The following is an 18,168-nucleotide window of genomic DNA, read 5'->3' on the forward strand; positions in this document are numbered from 1 at the left end:
TACTAACACTTTTTTATTTTATAATATATAATTATTGTATAAGAAAGAAGGATTAAAATGAATTTTAATAAAAAACAAACAACTATAGCAAGAAATGTTGCTTTAATAGTGTTAATCATACAAGTGTTTTTACTAGAAAAATTAGGTAAATCAATAGGGCTAAGCGATCTACTAACATTTCAATTAAATGCTGTATGTAATGTAATCTTTATTTTTGCAGCAGCAATTTGGATTATATTTGATTTAAACAATGATGGTAGAGTTAATGTAAGAACAAATCAGCAATATAACTTATTTGTGAAGATGTTTTTTATAGCTTATATTATTATTTCAATAATATATATTGCAGGAGTTTCATTACAAATTAATAGTTTATATACCATTGGTACAGCAGGAAACATGTTAGCCTTTATTGCTTTAATAGCCGCAATGTTTATATTTAATAAGAAAGGAAAGAAATAATGTTATCATTTATTGCAAAAAATCAAACAAAAGTGTCCAAAACAATGTGGGTTGTAGTTGCAATCATATTAGGTTGTTATTTTTTTGAAAATAATCCATTACTTACTGGTATAGCAATTATAACAAGATATATCTGTGTATTTTTGATGGTAGTATATATTTGCGCACTATTTTTTAATAGTACAAATTTAAAAATAATTAATTATGATGTAAGAGAGAAGTTATTTAAAGCATCTATAGTTTGTAGTGCAGTTTATATAATAGGAAATGCTTTTAATCTAGAAATAGTCTTCTATATAGGAATGGCAAGTTTGATAGCTGTTATATTCTATCCATTAATAATGTTAAAAAGACAAAAATAGAAAAAGTACCAAGCTTTTGATTTTTCAAAAACTGGGTACTTTTTTTGTTTAGTATTATTTTTTTTTCTTTTTAAGATTTAAACCAATTCTATCTTGAACTTTCATAACTTTCTTGAAACCAACTTTATTAGCATGTTCAGCTCCTTTAAGTAAAGCCTCTTCAACAAGATTGTTTTCTAAAACAGCATGATATCTTTCTTGAAGCGGTATTAGTTCATCAACTACAGCCTGTGCAACTGCACTTTTAAAGTCAGCATAATTATAATCTTTAAAAATTGCAAGAGCTTCTTTTGCACTAATATCTTTCATAGCTGCATATATAGTCAACAGATTTGAAATACCTGGTTGATTTTCAGGATCATAATTAACTTTTGCTACACTATCAGTTGTTGCTGATTTTATTTTTTTAATTATCGTCTTTTCATCGTCTAACAAGTAAATGCAACTTTTATCACCAGCTGGATCTGATTTAGACATTTTTCTTGTTGGATCACTTAATGACATTACTCTAGTACCTTCTTTAACAAGTTTTATTTGAGGTACAGTGAAAGTATCGCCATATTTATTGTTAAATCTTTCTGCTAGAGTTCTAGCTAATTCAATATGTTGTGTTTGATCTTCACCAACTGGAACAAAAACAGGATCATATAATAAAATATCAGCAGCCATTAAAGATGGATAGGCAAATAAGCCAGCACCAACATTTTCATATTTTGAACTCTTATCTTTAAATTGAGTCATTCTTGATAATTCTCCCATATAAGTATGGCACTGCATTATCCAACCAAGTTGCGCATGTGCAAAGACATCACTTTGCAAAAATATTGTACTTTTAGAGGTATCTAAACCACTTGCTAAATAAAACGCAACTAAATTAATAGTGTTTTCTTGTAGTTCTTTTTTTACTTGTGGAACAGTAATTGCATGCAAGTTTGCAACAAATACATACATCTCAAACTCATCTTGTAATTTTACAAATTGTTTTAAGGCACCAATGTAGTTTCCTAGTGTAAGTTTACCAGATGATTGAATCCCACTTAAAGCTCTTTCCATATCTATCTTCTCCTTTAAAAAAACCTTTACTATAATATAAATATAATATAAAATATGGGTAGATGTCAAATAAAGGAGGGATATTGATGTCTGTAAAAGTATACACTTCGCCTTCGTGTGCATCTTGCAGAAAGGCAAAAAAATGGTTAAATGAGTTCGGGGTTGAATTTGTGGAAAAAAACATCTTTGTATCTAAGTTGAGTAAAGAAGAATTGAAAGCAATTCTTGAAAAAACTGAACATGGATTTGAAGATATAATTTCAACAAGATCAAAAGTATTTAAAGAAAAAGCACTAGACATCGAGGATATGTCTATAAATGATTTATTAGAGTTTATAGAACAAAATCCTTCAGTGCTTAAAAGACCTATCATCATTGATGAAAGACGTCTTCAAATAGGATACAATGACGAAGAGATTCGTGTTTTTATACCAAGGGAATTAAGGGAAAAAAACAACGCAACCTTCAAGGCCGGACTATTTGATGCTACTAGTATTAGTGACATTCCAGATGACCATGACGATTTGCAAGCTGTAGTAGGCTAAACACACAAAAATAATTAAAAAATGAGATGAATTAAGCAACTACTTTAAAAGTGTTGCTTTTTTCATAGGAGGATATATGAATAGATTTTATATAATAAATAAAAGTGACAAACAATCAATAGATATAAAAGAAAAAATGACTAAAATACTTATTGATAATAATTTTATCGAAGATAAAAATAAACCTGAATTATGCATAAGTGTTGGTGGCGATGGTACAATGTTAAAAGCTATTCACCATTTTGAAAACATTTTAGACACAGTTAGTTTTGTAGGTGTTCATACAGGCACATTAGGTTTTTATACTGACTTTATAGTAGAAGAAGTAGATTTATTATTAGAAAGTATTATTAAAGATGAATATGAAGATATTTCATATCGAATGTTAGATGTAGTAATTAATCATGAAAGTGGACATGATACTTTTCATGTAATTAATGAAGCACGTATTGAAAATAACCTTAAAACACAAGTATTAAACATTAAAATAAACAAGGATCACTTTGAAACTTTTAGAGGAAATGGACTGAATTTTTCAACAGCAAGTGGTTCAACAGGTTACAATAAATCTTTAGGAGGTCCAATACTTCATCCTAAAACTAATAGTTATGTTTTAACAGAAATAGCAGCAATAAATAATATAGCTTACCGAACAATTGGATCACCACTTGTTTTAACAGAAAAGCACATCACAGAAATAACTTTTACAGAAAGTGAAGGTATTATTTTAGGATGCGATTCTACAACAATTAAATTATGTGATAAATATAAAAACATAAAATCTATAGAATTTAAATTAAGTAGAAAAAATGTAAATTTCATAAGATATCGAAAATTAAATTTTTTAGATAGAGTCTCAAAGAATTTCATAAAATAACATATTACAAAAAAACATAATTTATTTATACATAAAGTATGGAAGTAAGATATAATTTATAGTTAATAGAGCTAATAGATTATAAAGTACTAACTATACTTTTTTTACTTATTATGCTAAAATTGTACAGTAATTAAAAGAGAAATAATGTACAATAAATAAACAGACTGAAATAGGAGTTTGATAAAATGAATAACATTGCAAATTTTTTTAATCCAGAAATAAATCCTTATAGCTTATATATAATTATTGGGATAATAGTTATTATTGCTGTAATAGCATTCTTAATTTTTAGAAACTCAGTAAACAAAGAAAAAGATTTTGATGAAATATTACCACTACCTTTTGAAATAAATACCTTAGAACAATATTTAGGTGGTTTAGCTAATATAAATTCAGTAGAGGGAAGTATTTCAAAAGTTGCATTTAAACTTAAAGATACTAAAATCATACAATTAGAAGAAATAAAAAAATTAGGTGCTAGTGGAATAGTAGAAACTAAAGCTGGATTTACTTTTATATTTGGAAGTATTTCTAAAACAATTGCTATACTTATACAAAAAGATTTAGATAATATAGAAAGCAATAAGTAATATGAATATAAGAAGAAGACATGTACTTGCTTATATAATTGTATTTAGTTTAGGTGTACTATTTATATTAAGTCAAAGCTATGATGATTTTTCTAGAAATACTAGTGTAAATGAAACTAATAAAGTTTTAATAGAGAAATATTTAAGTGATGATGATCGAAAAATGCTGATAGATGATAATATTAAAACAGATAAATTTATAAAGTATATTAAAACAGCTAATTTTTCACTGAAAAATTATGAATACTATAATATAATAGATGAAAATACTGATTTAGATAGAGAAAAGATAGTTGAGTATGGTAATAGGCTAGCTAATTATGATTTTACATTAGGTTCTATAAGTAAAATTTTAAGTGAGAACATTTACACTGTTGAACAATTAGTTTCTTTAGCTAGCATAAAAAGTCCATATTATCAAGATGCATCAATAGAATTTTATCCTAATGAAAATTTAGCGCTAAGTAACTATAATAATTACATAAAGGATTATGCTCCTAAAGAACTGGTAGACATTAATACAAAATATACTTTAGATAATAAAAAAATTCAACTTGATAAAAAAGCTGCAACACAATTATCGTTAATGTGTGATGCCATGGAATTGTTGAATGATAAAGTGTGTGGAGGTTTATTAGTTCAGTATGGGTATATCTCATATGATGATTTATCAAATAATGAAAAAAAATACCCTTCATTTATAAAACCTGGGCACAATGATTTTCAGTTAGGAAAAACAATTACATTTGGTGTTGGAAGTGGAATTAAAAGCGATCCAATGTATTTATGGCTATTGGATAATTCGTACAAGTTTGGATTTATACAAAGATATCCAAGTGATAAAATATCAATAACACATGTAAGTAATCAACCTGCAGTATTTAGATATGTAGGTATAAAACAAGCAGAGTCAATGCAAAAAGCAAAACAAACAATAGAAGATGTTCGCAAGAGCGAGTAGGAGGAACAATGAATAGATTATTTAATGATTATAATTTTAAAACAACAATAAACAAAACATTAGAAGAAATAAACTTCAAAAATCCAACAGAGATTCAAACAAAAATATTACCAATATTACGAAAACATAATAATGTTGTTGGTATTTCTAAAACAGGTAGTGGTAAAACACACGCGTTTTTGTTACCAATATTAGATGGAATAGATACAGATATTAATAAAGTACAAGCTATTATTATGCTACCAACAAGAGAGTTAGCTGCACAAATATATGAAAATTTACAAGTGTTTGTAAAAAACACAGAAAATTTAAGAGTTGATTTAATGGTTGGTGGTACAAACTTAAATCAAGAAAAAGAAATTACAGCACAAATAATTGTAGGAACACCTGGTCGTTTATTAGATGCTATAACTAATAGAAATATTATCAATTCAAAATATGTTAAGTACATGGTAATTGATGAAGCAGATATGATATTTGATAAAAACTTCATAGAAGAATCAGATAAAGTAATGTCATTATTTGATGATAGAACAAGCTTTGCAATATTTTCAGCAACTATAACTGATGATATGCATCCATTTCTAAAAAAATACTTTGATGGAGTATCAATCATTAAAATAGATGATGATCCTAATCAAAACATTTCACACATTTTGGTTCCTTCAAAAGGTAAAGATAAGTTTCTTACATTAGAAAAGATAATGTCAGATATTGATCCATATTTATGTTTAATCTTTGCAAGTAAAAAAGAAACAGTAGAAGAAATAGCAAATAAATTATTAGATAGTGGTCATAAAGTAATAACATTACATGGTGGACTACCATCAAGAGAAAGAAATAAAACACTTAAAAGAATAAATAATTTAGAGTTTAAATATGTAGTAGCAAGTGATATTGCTGCAAGAGGAATAGATATAGATGGTGTTTCTCATGTTATTTCATATGATATGCCTAAAGAATTAGAATATTACATTCATAGAAGTGGAAGAACAGGAAGACACAATTATACAGGATATAGTTATTTCATTTATGAAGGTAGCGATGAAAAAGCAATTAAGAAATTAGAAAAAAAGGGATTAAAATTTGATTACTTTGATTTTGTAGATGGACACTTAGTTGATGCTGGAGTAAGAAATAGAGAATCTAAAAAATTGACATTTGATAACTATGAAAAAGCAATGGTTAAAAAAATCATGGGAAGAAAATCTGATAAAGTAAAACCTGGATATAAGAAAAAGCAAAAAAGAGTTTTAGAAAAATTACGTAAAAAACAAAGACAAGATGAAATAAAAAATAGAATTAAAAACCAACGTAAAATGAGAAAAAGAACAAGTGATTTAGATGACTAACAAAATAGCATTAGTAGGAATAAACTCAAAATATATTCACCCTAACATGGCAATAAGAATATTAAATAATGATATGAAACTCAATGATATGCATGCAGATATTATTGAGTTTTCTACTAAAAAAAATCAAAATGATCTTGTCGATATTTTAAATGAATTTCAATATATATGCTTTAGTGTATATATTTATAACATTAAGTACATCAAAGACTTATTAAAAAAAATTAAAGTATCAAATCCAAATGCAATTATAATATTAGGTGGTCCAGAAGTATCTTACCTTTCAAAAGACGAGCTAGATAATTACCTAGCAGATTATGTAGTGTGTGGAGAAGGAGAAAAAGAATTAGTAAAATTAATAAAAAGTTTAGAAAATAACATAGTAGTCGATAATACTCATGTAATAAGTATTAAAGAAAAGATAATGAATAAAAAGCAAAATATGGTAGATATTAAGTATGCATCAAAATTAACTAATGATTTTCATGATGTAAATCTAGACAATCAAATTATATATTTAGAAACATCTAGAGGATGTCCATATAAATGTGCTTATTGTCAAGCTTCACTAGATAATAACTTACGATTTATACCACTAGAAAAAGTAAAGAAAACTATTAAAGACTTAATGGATAAAAAGGCTAAACTAGTAAAATTATTAGATAGAACATTTAACTTTAATCATGAAAGAATTAATGAAATAATAACATATATCATCGAAAATGATAATAATGTAACAACCTTTCAATTAGAAATAACTGGAGAATTATTAGAGTTTTCAACAATAGAAATAATCAATAAAAAAGCAAGAAAAGGTTTATTTAGATTTGAAATAGGTGTGCAATCTACAAACAAAGAGGCTAATCAAGCTATTTATAGATATCAAGATTTTGATAGATTAGAAAGCATAATAAGAAAAATACAAGAATCACAAAAGGTTGTTTTACATTTAGATTTAATTGCAGGACTACCAAAAGAAAACTTAGATAGTTTTAAAAAGACTTTTAATCAAGTGTTTAACTTACATCCAGAAGAATTACAGTTAGGTTTTTTAAAATTACTTAAAGGTACAGAGTTAAACAATATTATAGATGAAAATGAATATGTATTTGATAAAGAAGCTCCATATGAAATAATCCAATCAAAATGGTTAAGCAAAGAAGATTTGAAAATAATAGATAATGTAGAGCATTCATTAAATAATTACTACAATAGTAATAAAGCAAAAGAAATAATACTACATTTAATAAATAAGTATAACTTAGATCCTTTTTTTACATTCAGTATACTAAATGAACACAACTTTAACATAAACTTGGAGTATAATTTATATGTTATGCTAATCGAATTGCAAATTGACTTTGATTCTCAAGATCGAATAATCATGTATAAAAATTATTATCAGGAGTGTAAAACAAGGCCAAAACCAATTACTCAAATACTCAATAAGAATGAAGTTATCCATCAACTAATTTCAGAGTACGAGCAAAACAAAAAGAATGCATTTAAATATGCATGCGTCGAAAAAATAGAAGACTATACATACTTTGTCTACATGCTAGATTCCTACAAGTATTACATAGTCGAAACGAAAGATAGGTAAATTAATGAATTTTAGTGAAATTATAACAAACGAACAATTATTAAAAGGTATTGAAAAAATGGGATTTGTATCTCCAAGTGAGATTCAAGAAAAAGTTATTCCAGTAATTTTAGAAGGAAAAGATGTTATTGGACATGCCAAAACAGGAACAGGTAAAACTGCAGCCTTCACATTACCAATACTTGAAAGAGCTGATTTTAAAGCAAATAAAGGTATTAAAACATTGGTATTAGTACCAACAAGAGAATTAGCGAAGCAAGTGAAAGAAGAAATTGATCGTTTAGGAAAGTATGTAGATGGCTTGAAAACAGCAGTTGTGTATGGTGGTTCTTCTTACTCATTACAAAGAACAGAGTTAAAAAGAAATCCTGGTATTGTCGTAGCTACTCCTGGTAGATTAATCGATTTAATAGATAGAAAATATTTAAGTTTAGATACAGTTGAGTACTTAGTACTTGATGAAGCTGATGAAATGTTATCAATCGGTTTTGCAACAGAATTAGAAAAAATTGAATCTCATATAAACAAAGAGAGACAAACACTATTATTTAGTGCAACATTTAATGATGGAGTATATAAATTATCAAAAAGATATTTAACTAATCCAACAAAAATTTCAGTTGTTACTAAAGATAAAATTGCTAGTACAATCGAGCAAAAATATATGCTAATTAAAAATAATGAAAAAATGGAAAACTTAGTTAAAGTTTTAACAGTACATCAAGATGAATTAATAATGGTATTTGCAAATACTAAAAGAGAAGTTGATGGTATTGTAGAAGGACTTCAAACTAAAGGAATTATGGCTGAAGCAATTCATGGTGATTTATCACAAAAAATGCGTGAAAATGTTTTAGCAAAATTTAAAAAAGGTATTACAAAAGTTCTTGTATGTTCAGATGTAGCAGCAAGAGGATTAGATATTAAAGGTGTAGAAGTTGTAATCAACATGGACTTACCTTTTGAAAATGAATATTATGTACATAGAGTTGGTCGTACTGGTAGAGCTGAAAGCACTGGTATTGCATATACAATTTTAAACAAGAACAAAGAAAGAAGAATTAAGTCATTAGCTAAGGAACTTAAAACAGATATTAAAAAAGTTGAACCAATTAAAGCTTCTGATATTGCAAATATCGCAATTGAAAATAAATTAAATGAATTAGAAACTTACATTAATAATAGTAAAGCTGATCACTTAGAAAAAATTCAACCACTTATTGAAAAAGGACATGATTTAGACAGTATATTCCATGGACTACTTGCTATGCAATTTGATACAATGATAGTAGAAAATAATGGTAGAGAAGAATCAGATGACATTCGTTTATTTGTAAACTTAGGTAAAAAAGATAGAGTTACTAAAAAAGATTTAAGTAAAATCTTTAACTTAGGAAAAGATGAAATGTATGACATTGATATTAAAGCAACTTTCACTTTCTGTACAGTTAATGTAAACAATGTTGATGGATTAATCAACAAAGTAAAAAAACAAAAATTTAATAAAAGAAGTTTAAATGTAGAAATCGCAAATAATTAATATATAATGGAGGAGTCATATGAAAAAAGAAAATTCAAAAAGAAGTAAGAAAATAATGGTAGTATTACTTGTTGTTTTTGGAGCTGCACTAATTATTTATGGAGCAGGATATGTATATGCTAGTACAAATACTTTACCAAACACAAAACTTTATGGACAAAATTTAGCCTCATATGATGAAAACAGTTTAAATAAAGTTGTAGAAAATGAAAAACTAACTTTAAAATTAAAAGATAAAAGAAAAGAAATCATAATTCCAGTTAAGGAATTAGATTATAAAATAACTAATTTAGACAGTATTACTAGTGATATTATTTCATCACAAGAGCCACTAAAATGGCCAATATCAATTGTACAAGGACAAGATTTTAGTCCTATAAAAATAAAGGTAAATGAAGCTAGTCTAGATAAAGCATTAACAAAGTATAAAGTTGTGAGTAATAATGGTTTAACAAAATCAAAAGATGCAACTTTTGCTTTAGATAAAGATAATGGAAAAATAAAAGTTAATGAAGAAGTAGTTGGAGAACAACTTGATTCTAAACTAGTTAAAAAAACTATAAATGAAGGCTTAGCAAATGGTGTAATAAACATTGATTTAAATAAAGCAATAGTTATGCCAAATGTATTCAGTTCACAATTAAAAAGTTTAGTTAATGAAGTAGAAGAAAAACTAGATAATAATGTTAATTTAAAAGTAGTTAGTAATGATTATATGATTTCACCATCAAAACAAGAAAGATTAAAATGGATTTCTTTAGATTCTAAAAATAATAAAGTTATTATTGAAAAAAATGCAATAAGAAACTATCTTAAATCTGTCAATAAATCATTTATCAGCAATACAAAAGATACTGATACAGTGTATAGAGTACTTGGTAATGGTAAAGTTGAAAAAGTTAGTGATGGTAAAGCAGTAGAAGGTGTTGATGAATATGCCTTAACTGCTATGATTTATGATTCTTTAACAAATAATTATAACTTAGATGAAAATGTTGAAGCTGTAACAATTTCACAACCTAAGATATCTTATGAAGGTCATGATTCAGTTGATGATAATTTAGTAGAAGTAAGTATTTCAAAACAAATGGTATATTTATATAATAAAGGTAAACTAATATTAAGCACTCCAGTTGTTACTGGAATGAACGGTAAGCATGATACTCCAAAAGGAAAGTTCACTATAATGTACAAAACAACAAACTTTACTTTAAGAGGAGATGCTTATGGATATGATTATGCATTACCTGTAAAATATTGGATGCCATTTGAAGGTGGTAATGGAGTAGGACTACATGATGCACCTTGGCGAAAAGCTGGAACATTTGGCGGAAACTATTATTTGAACGATGGATCACATGGTTGTATTAACATGATACATGCAGATGTTGCAACTATTTATAGTTATGTGTCTGCGGGTACTGCAGTGTGGGTACATTAATAGTAAATACATAAATGAAATTATTATAAAGATATTAGTAATAATAAATACTAATTAAATCATCAGGAGTAACAATTGTTACTCCTTTTTTTGATATCAACAAACCATACTCTCTATCAAACACAGTGTCTACATCAATATCTAATACATTAAAAAGAGTATAAGCAGATACAACTAATCTTTAGCATTTTAAGTTTTAGTAGTGAGTATTTTAGTTTGTTTCCATACTAATCACTCTTTCATAAAAAATAGAAAGCAAAATCTATTAATAATATTGTATACCTGTGTAAGACTAACTTCTACTGATATCTTAATGATAATCGATGTAAGACTTAATTCTACGAATTAAGTGAAAGTGTAGAAGTTAACTTTACACTTTACAACACAATTATATAGCGTAAAAAATAAAAATACTTTAAAGAATTAATAATCCAAGTATGGTATAATAAAAGCTAAAAACAAAGTTGGAGGTTATTATGAAACAATATCAAGATTTAATTTCTTATGTTCTGGAAAATGGACAATATAAAGATGATAGAACTAATACAGGAACATACTCAGTTTTTGGATATCAAATGCGTTTTGATCTTTCAAAGGGATTTCCTTTAGTAACTACAAAGAAAACACACCTTAAATCAATAATTCATGAGTTGTTATGGTTTATAAAAGGTGATACTAATATAAAATATTTAGTTGAAAATGATGTTAGAATTTGGAATGATTGGCCTTATGATATATTTGTGAAAAGCGCTGATTATAAAAATGAAACAATGAATGAATTTATTGATAAAATAAAAACTGATGAAGATTTTGCAGCTAAATATGGTGAGCTAGGACCAGTATATGGTGAACAATGGCGAAATTTTGGTGGGGTAGATCAATTAACTGAGTTAATAGATACTATTAAAAACAATCCTAATTCAAGAAGAATGATAATATCAGCTTGGAATCCACCACTAATCAAAAGTATGGCCTTACCACCTTGTCATGCATTAATGCAGTTTTATGTTAGTCCTGATAACAAATTATCTTGTCAACTCTATCAAAGAAGTGCAGATATATTTTTAGGAGTCCCTTTTAATATTGCATCATATGCGATATTAACAATGATGGTTGCACAAGTTTGTGGATTAGAAGTTGGTGATTTTGTTCATACATTAGGGGATGCTCATATTTATTCTAACCATATTGAACAAGTAATGGAGCAGCTAAAAAGAGTACCATACCCTCTACCTAAATTAGAAATTAATCCTGAAATTACCGATATATATGATTTTACATATGATGATTTTAAGCTAATAGGCTACCAAGCACACCCACATATTAAAGGTAAAGTAGCCGTATAGTGTACAAATATCTAAAATAAGGCATTTTATTGAGAAACAATACTAATAATATAGGCAATCCTTTAATGTTATGTTATAATTATTAAACAAATAGACAGCAAGGAGGAATGTAACATGAATAAAGCTGAATTAATTGCATACATCGCAGAAAAAACAGACTTTTCTAAGAAAGACGCGCAAGCTATGCTAGAAGCAACAATTGAGGGAATCAGTGAAACTTTACAAGAAGATGGTAAAGTAAATATTCCTGGATTTGGTTCTTTTGAAGTAAGAGAAAGACAAGCTCGTAAAGGTATTAATCCATCAACTGGTGAACAAATGGATATCGCGGCTAGTAAATCGGTAAGATTTAAAACTGGAAAAACTTTAAAAGACAGTCTAAAATAAGAATGTCTAATATTAGTAAAAAATTGATTGATTTTAATTCTTTGAATTGAAATCAGTCTTTTTTTTGAGCACACTATACAAGTATAAATTAATTGTAAAATGTGATATAATAACTAAGATAAAGACAAAAATAACTTAAAGCGTGAAAGGAAATAACTATGAAAAAAGTATTCAAATTAGAATTTTGTGGAAAAGAACTTACGATAGAGACTGGTGAAATAGCTAAACAAGCAAGTGGAGCAGTTTTAGTCCGCTACAATGATACTGTTGTTCTATCAACAGCAGTTGCTTCAAAAAAACCAAAAGATCTAGACTTCTTCCCATTAACTGTAACATATGAAGAAAAACTATACTCTGTTGGTAAAATACCTGGAGGATTCTTAAAAAGAGAAGGACGTCCAAGTGAAAATGCAACATTAACATCTAGATTAATTGATAGACCACTTCGTCCATTATTTGCAGAAGGGTTTAGAAATGATGTTCAAGTAGTAAATACTGTATTAAGTGTTGATCAAGAAGCATCTCCAGAAATGGCAGCAATGTTTGGATCATCACTTGCATTATGCATATCTAATGTTCCATTCAACGGCCCAATTGCCGGTGTAGTAGTAGGTCGTGTAAATAATGAATTTATAATTAACCCAACGCCTGAACAACTTGAAGTAAGTGATATTGATTTAACTGTTGCTGGTACATATGATGCAATAAACATGGTAGAAGCAGGAGCAAAACAAGTAAGCGAAGAAGTTATGCTAGAAGCATTAATGTTTGGTCATGAGAACATTAAAACTTTAGTAGAATTTCAAAAAAGTATTCAAGCAGAAATTGGTAAAGAAAAAATGGAAATTGAACTATATGAAATTCCAACAGATATAATTGAATTTGTAGCTCAATATGCAACCTCAGCTGTAGCTAAAGCAAATGAAATATTTGAAAAGCAACCTAAAAATGAAGCTAATAAAGTTATTGAAGATGAATTAGTTGCCATTTATGAGGAAAAAGAATATGAGACAGAAAAAATCAAAGAAAAAACTATCAAACAAGTAAAAGAAGCTTTACATGATTTGATAAAAGACTATGTAAGAAACCAAATTACATTAGAAAAAATCAGACCAGATGGTAGATCATTAAAACAAATTAGACCACTGAACTCACAAGTAGATTTATTACCTAGAGTACATGGTAGTGCTATGTTTACAAGAGGAGAAACACAATGTATCTCTTCAACTACATTAGGAGCTTTAAATGAGTATCAAATATTAGATGGTATATCTCCAGTTCAAGAAAAAAGATTTATGCTTCAGTATAACTTCCCTCCATATTCAGTAGGAGAAACAGGAAGAATGGGTTCTCCAGGTAGACGAGAAATTGGTCATGGAGCACTTGGAGAAAGAGCCATAGCTCAAGTTATGCCTGATGAAAAAGAATTTCCATATACTGTAAGAGTAGTAAGTGAAATAGTTGAATCTAATGGTTCATCATCTCAAGCAAGTATTTGTGCAGGGGTAATGTCATTAATGGCAGCAGGTGTACCTCTAAAAGCACCAGTTGCTGGTATTGCAATGGGACTAGTAATGAAAGATTCAGATTATACTGTTTTAACTGATATTCAAGGTTTAGAAGATCATATTGGTGACATGGACTTTAAAGTTGCAGGAACAAAAGATGGAATAACTGCTTTACAAATGGATATTAAAATAGATGGAATAAATCGTTCAATATTAGAAGAAGCATTAGCACAAGCTAAAATTGGTAGAACGCAAATATTAGAAAATATGTTAGAAACAATTTCTGGACCAAGAGAAGATGTAAGCAAATACGCTCCAAAAATGGATACATTTAGTATAGATCCTAAAAAAATCAAAGATGTTATTGGTCGTGGTGGAGAAATGATTAATAAAATTATAGAAGAATCAAATGATGTTAAAATAGATATAGAAGATGATGGACAAGTTATAATTTATCATACAGATAGAGCATCTATAAACAAAGCTAAAGAATGGATTTTAACAATTGTTAAAGAACCTGAAGTTGGAGAAATCTATGATGCAAAAGTTGTAAGAATAGAAAAATTTGGTGCTTTCGTAGAATTATATAAAGGTCAAGATGCATTACTTCATGTTTCTAAAATAGCACATGAAAGAGTGGAAAAAGTTGAAGACAAACTTAAAATCGGTGATATCATTAAAGTTAAAATAGTTGAAATTGATGATAAAGGTCGAGTTAATGTTTCAGCAAAAGCGCTAATAAAAAATGAAAAAGTAGAAGATAAAAAAATTGCAGAAACTACAACAAATAAATAGTAAAGAAGATTAAATTATGAAAATATATTTTATACGACATGGAAAAACAGCTTCAAACTTATTACAAGTTTATAATGGAAGAAATGATGAACCATTATCTGAAGATGGAAGAAATGATTTAGAATCAAAAAAAGGTTTATATAAAGATGTAAAGTTTGACTATGTATATGCATCTCCAATGACAAGAGTAAGACAAAGTATTGATATTTTATTTGGCGATATCAATGTAAATGAGCTTAGAGAAGATTTAATGGAGATGGATTTTGGTAGCTGGGTTGGAGTTAAATATACAGATAAGATGAAAGAGCTTGAAGCATTAGGATATACAATGAATGATATTGTAGATCCTAAAGGTGGAGAAACATTTGATAATCTATTTAATAGAACAACTGAGTTTTTAAAAGAAATACTAGAAAAACATAATGAAGATGATACAATATTAGTAGGTGCTCATGGTATGGTTATTGCAGCAATAATGCATAAAAACTATTTTCCAGAGGAAATATTTTATTACTTAACACCAGATAATGGTTTAGGATATATTATTGATACCAAAACAAAAGAAATAAAAAAAATAAAACAATAAAATAATAGGCACTTAGGTGCCTATTTGTTATATAATATGCTTAAGGAGGGGTTTTAATGAAATTATATTTAGTTAGACATGGATTAACAGATAGTAATGTTAATGGAAAAATGTATTATGGAGATGAAGCACTCACTCAAGAAGGAATTGATGATTTACTAGATAAGAAAAATGTCTATAAAAATCTGACATTTGATTATGCATATTGTTCACCATTATTAAGAACTAAAATGACATTTGAATTACTATTTCCAAATAAAATGGTAGATGAATATAGAGAAGATATAATCGAGTTTGACTTAGGAGATGCTTCAGATTTTAATGGTAGCAAAAAAGAATTAAAAAAATATATAACAGAACAATTAATGACTACAAATGATATACCAGAACTTGCAAATGGAGAATTGTTTTGTGATTTTGAAAAGAGAATAAATAACTTTATGAATGAGCTTATAAAAAATAATATTCATAAAGATAATATACTAGTAGTTTCACATGGTTTAGCAATTTCGGCAATGGTAAAACATGTATTAGAGACAAATGATATAATTTTTTCTTTAGTACCACCTAATGGTTTAGGATATATCATTGACTTTGATGAAAAGGTATGTAAAAAGATAATCCATAATAATAAAATAGAAAATGTTGTATTTGGCGATGGTATGACTATAGGAAAAGTTGATGATCATTCAAAATTTATTGATGGGAAATTTAAAAAAATATAAACAATAAACATGATTACTTTAAACAATAACGTAATTTTGGTATAATATATAAGAGGTGAGAACATGAAAGTTATAAATACCAACAGAAAAGCAAGTCACGACTATTTTTTGTTAGATAAATATGAAGCAGGTATTGTGCTAACTGGTACTGAAATAAAATCTATTAGACATAATGGATTAAACCTAAAAGACTCTTATGTTCGAATTTCTAATGATATGCAAGCTTATATAGTAAACTTACATATTGCACATTATAGTATGGGTAACCAGTTCAATCATGATGAAACAAGACAAAGAAAACTATTGCTTCATAAAAAAGAAATAAACAAACTGTATCAAGAAATGAAAGAACAACAACTAACAATAGTGCCAACAAAAGTATACTTTACAAATGGAATGGTTAAACTTGAAATTGCATTAGCAAAAGGTAAGAAAAACTATGACAAAAGAGAAAGTGAAAAAGTAAAAGATGCAAATAGACAAATTGCAAAAGCATTAAAGAATTATTAATGGGGCTGCATTGGTATCGACAGGATATGGTTTAGTCTTAGGTTCAGTCCAGTGGTGAGGTAATCACTATCGATAATAATCGGAAAAACAAATTATTCTTACGCTGCATAATTAGTCAACATAGACTCGCAGCCAATCTAAATACGACTTACATGAGGTTGTTATAGATTGCAAACCTTTATCATGTGCGCTATATTATTGATCGATTAATATAGTTTAACTAAGATCTATATCTAATAAGACTTTTGTATAATTTTGGCAATTTAGATGAATCATTCAAAATTATAATAAACTGTAAACCCTTTGACATGGAATCTATTTTGGACGGGAGTTCGAACCTCCCCAGCTCCACCAATAGACAACAAAAGCCCTATAACAGGGCTTTTTTTAATACCTAAAAATAATATGACAACAATATGATTGATTATATATAGTAAGTAAAAAAATACCGCTAGATCAGTTTTTTTAATAGACTATTTACCATTTCTAGAATTACATTCTATTCATCATGAAAAATTATCAATTATATACTTTTGCCTATAGACAACAAAAGCCCTAAATTAGGACTTTTAAATACTATATAATACTAAGGTTATTAATATGATAATTTAATTAGCTCATCATAAATCTTTTTAGTAGCAATACAATCTTCTAATGCTCTATGAGCTTCATTTTCAATTTTAAAATATGATCTCAAGGTTGTTAACTTATAATTTTCAATATTACTGATAATCTTACGTGATATGTTTAAAGTATCAACAGAATCATTATTTAAAGAAAGATCTAATTCTTTTAGAGTAGTACATATAAATCCTAAATCAAATGAAATGTTATGTCCTAAAATAATATCATCTTCAATAAAATCTTTTAATTTCATAACAGTTACATATTTATCTGGCATATCTTTCACCATTTCATTGTTAATTCCAGTTAAGTCAGTAATATTTTTTTTAATTAAAACTTGAGGATTAATTAATTGTTGAAATTGTTCAGTAATTACATTGTTTCTAACCTTTAAAGCAGCAATTTCAATTATCTCATCCGAGTTTTTATTAAATCCAGTAGTTTCAATATCAACAACAGTATAATTGCTAATGTTAATAATATTTTTCATAAATGCACCTCATTTCTTTATTAATAATAACATATATGTAATATAGTTGTATATTGCTAAATTAACTGGCTATACTAAATAAAGTTAATCATTATTTTTATCTACATTGAACTCCTTTGTTTTTTCATGCTCTAAACTTACATTATCTTCTACATCTTCTTTTGGATAAATTTTTAAACCTAAATCATTAGTTTCAAAAATGCTATTTGCTTTATCTAAGTTAGTCTTATCACCTTTTTTTGATGTCTTTGTTAGATAATAAACAATACCTGCTAATACACAAACAAAAACAATAGTATATAATACAATCATGTCACTCACACCTTTCAAACTAATATTATATTTAATAAGCACAATTATAAAATATAATGCAATAATAAATTATATTTCTAATTAATTGTATACTGA

Annotated in this window: 19 protein-coding genes and 1 other RNA gene; 17 read left to right on the forward strand and 3 right to left on the reverse strand. The window is 27.3% G+C overall.

Going from position 1 to position 18,168, the window contains the following annotated elements:
- Positions 1–57 precede the first annotated feature (57 nt).
- Both ACD762_RS03335 and ACD762_RS03340 read left to right on the forward strand, forming a co-directional pair.
- Positions 58–462 (forward strand): hypothetical protein, encoded by a 405-nt coding sequence (locus ACD762_RS03335; protein WP_423364444.1) that lies wholly within the window; start codon positions 58–60, stop codon positions 460–462.
- Entirely contained in the window at positions 462–824 is a 363-nt protein-coding gene (locus ACD762_RS03340) for a hypothetical protein (RefSeq protein ID WP_423364445.1), read from the forward strand. Before ACD762_RS03335 ends, ACD762_RS03340 begins: the two co-directional genes overlap by 1 nt.
- A gap of 54 nt (positions 825–878) precedes the next feature.
- Here the strand turns inward: ACD762_RS03340 and trpS are convergent, their stop codons facing one another.
- The gene (gene trpS / locus ACD762_RS03345) at positions 879–1,877 is read right to left on the reverse strand and encodes a tryptophan--tRNA ligase (RefSeq protein WP_423364446.1); all 999 of its coding nucleotides are present in this window, start codon (positions 1,875–1,877) and stop codon (positions 879–881) included.
- Positions 1,878–1,963: 86 nt separating this feature from the next.
- On the opposite strand from trpS, the gene spx reads away from it, so the two are divergent.
- The 15 genes from spx (at position 1,964) to ssrA (ending at position 17,000) form a co-directional block, all read left to right on the forward strand.
- Positions 1,964–2,422 carry a transcriptional regulator Spx gene (gene spx / locus ACD762_RS03350; protein ID WP_423364447.1) on the forward strand — a complete coding sequence of 153 codons (459 nt, stop codon included), beginning with the start codon at positions 1,964–1,966 and terminating at the stop codon, positions 2,420–2,422.
- 76 nt (positions 2,423–2,498) lie between these two features.
- Positions 2,499–3,299 carry an NAD kinase gene (locus ACD762_RS03355; RefSeq protein ID WP_423364448.1) on the forward strand — a complete coding sequence of 267 codons (801 nt, stop codon included), beginning with the start codon at positions 2,499–2,501 and terminating at the stop codon, positions 3,297–3,299.
- A gap of 188 nt (positions 3,300–3,487) precedes the next feature.
- Positions 3,488–3,892, forward strand: coding sequence for a hypothetical protein (locus tag ACD762_RS03360; protein ID WP_423364449.1), 405 nt, complete (start codon positions 3,488–3,490; stop codon positions 3,890–3,892).
- Position 3,893: 1 nt separating this feature from the next.
- Positions 3,894–4,853 (forward strand): hypothetical protein, encoded by a 960-nt coding sequence (locus ACD762_RS03365; protein WP_423364450.1) that lies wholly within the window; start codon positions 3,894–3,896, stop codon positions 4,851–4,853.
- 8 nt (positions 4,854–4,861) lie between these two features.
- Positions 4,862–6,205: a DEAD/DEAH box helicase gene (locus tag ACD762_RS03370; RefSeq protein ID WP_423364451.1), complete on the forward strand. Its 1,344-nt coding sequence runs from the start codon at positions 4,862–4,864 to the stop codon at positions 6,203–6,205.
- Positions 6,198–7,808 carry a DUF4080 domain-containing protein gene (locus ACD762_RS03375; RefSeq protein ID WP_423364452.1) on the forward strand — a complete coding sequence of 537 codons (1,611 nt, stop codon included), beginning with the start codon at positions 6,198–6,200 and terminating at the stop codon, positions 7,806–7,808. The genes ACD762_RS03370 and ACD762_RS03375 overlap by 8 nt, the downstream gene beginning before the upstream one ends.
- Before the next feature lie 4 nt (positions 7,809–7,812).
- Positions 7,813–9,348 carry a DEAD/DEAH box helicase gene (locus tag ACD762_RS03380; protein ID WP_423364453.1) on the forward strand — a complete coding sequence of 512 codons (1,536 nt, stop codon included), beginning with the start codon at positions 7,813–7,815 and terminating at the stop codon, positions 9,346–9,348.
- A 19-nt stretch (positions 9,349–9,367) separates the two neighbouring features.
- A complete protein-coding gene (locus ACD762_RS03385) occupies positions 9,368–10,789 on the forward strand; it encodes a L,D-transpeptidase (protein WP_423364454.1) in 1,422 nt (473 codons plus the stop codon).
- A 476-nt stretch (positions 10,790–11,265) separates the two neighbouring features.
- Positions 11,266–12,135, forward strand: a complete 870-nt coding sequence (thyA, locus tag ACD762_RS03390; RefSeq protein ID WP_423364455.1) for a thymidylate synthase — start codon at positions 11,266–11,268, stop codon at positions 12,133–12,135.
- A 114-nt stretch (positions 12,136–12,249) separates the two neighbouring features.
- Positions 12,250–12,522, forward strand: a complete 273-nt coding sequence (locus tag ACD762_RS03395; RefSeq protein WP_423364456.1) for an HU family DNA-binding protein — start codon at positions 12,250–12,252, stop codon at positions 12,520–12,522.
- A 158-nt stretch (positions 12,523–12,680) separates the two neighbouring features.
- Complete coding sequence (gene pnp, locus ACD762_RS03400) at positions 12,681–14,825, forward strand: polyribonucleotide nucleotidyltransferase (RefSeq protein ID WP_423364457.1); 2,145 nt, start codon at positions 12,681–12,683, stop codon at positions 14,823–14,825.
- A gap of 16 nt (positions 14,826–14,841) precedes the next feature.
- Positions 14,842–15,411, forward strand: coding sequence for a histidine phosphatase family protein (locus ACD762_RS03405; protein WP_423364458.1), 570 nt, complete (start codon positions 14,842–14,844; stop codon positions 15,409–15,411).
- A 56-nt stretch (positions 15,412–15,467) separates the two neighbouring features.
- Complete coding sequence (locus ACD762_RS03410) at positions 15,468–16,136, forward strand: histidine phosphatase family protein (RefSeq protein WP_423364459.1); 669 nt, start codon at positions 15,468–15,470, stop codon at positions 16,134–16,136.
- Between the two features lie 63 nt (positions 16,137–16,199).
- Positions 16,200–16,646 carry an SsrA-binding protein SmpB gene (smpB, locus tag ACD762_RS03415; RefSeq protein ID WP_423364460.1) on the forward strand — a complete coding sequence of 149 codons (447 nt, stop codon included), beginning with the start codon at positions 16,200–16,202 and terminating at the stop codon, positions 16,644–16,646.
- 1 nt (position 16,647) lies between these two features.
- Positions 16,648–17,000, forward strand: a transfer-messenger RNA (tmRNA) gene (gene ssrA / locus ACD762_RS03420).
- Positions 17,001–17,241: 241 nt separating this feature from the next.
- On the opposite strand, the gene ACD762_RS03425 is transcribed toward ssrA, so the two are convergent.
- Together ACD762_RS03425 and ACD762_RS03430 are read right to left on the reverse strand one after the other, a co-directional pair.
- A complete protein-coding gene (locus ACD762_RS03425; RefSeq protein ID WP_423364461.1) occupies positions 17,242–17,760 on the reverse strand; it encodes a PolC-type DNA polymerase III in 519 nt (172 codons plus the stop codon).
- 84 nt (positions 17,761–17,844) lie between these two features.
- Positions 17,845–18,072 (reverse strand): hypothetical protein, encoded by a 228-nt coding sequence (locus tag ACD762_RS03430; RefSeq protein ID WP_423364462.1) that lies wholly within the window; start codon positions 18,070–18,072, stop codon positions 17,845–17,847.
- Positions 18,073–18,168: the final 96 nt, after the last annotated feature.

Source organism: Mycoplasma sp. P36-A1 (assembly GCF_049478495.1).
GTDB lineage: Bacteria > Bacillota_I > Bacilli_A > JAJDGJ01 > JAJDGJ01 > P36-A1.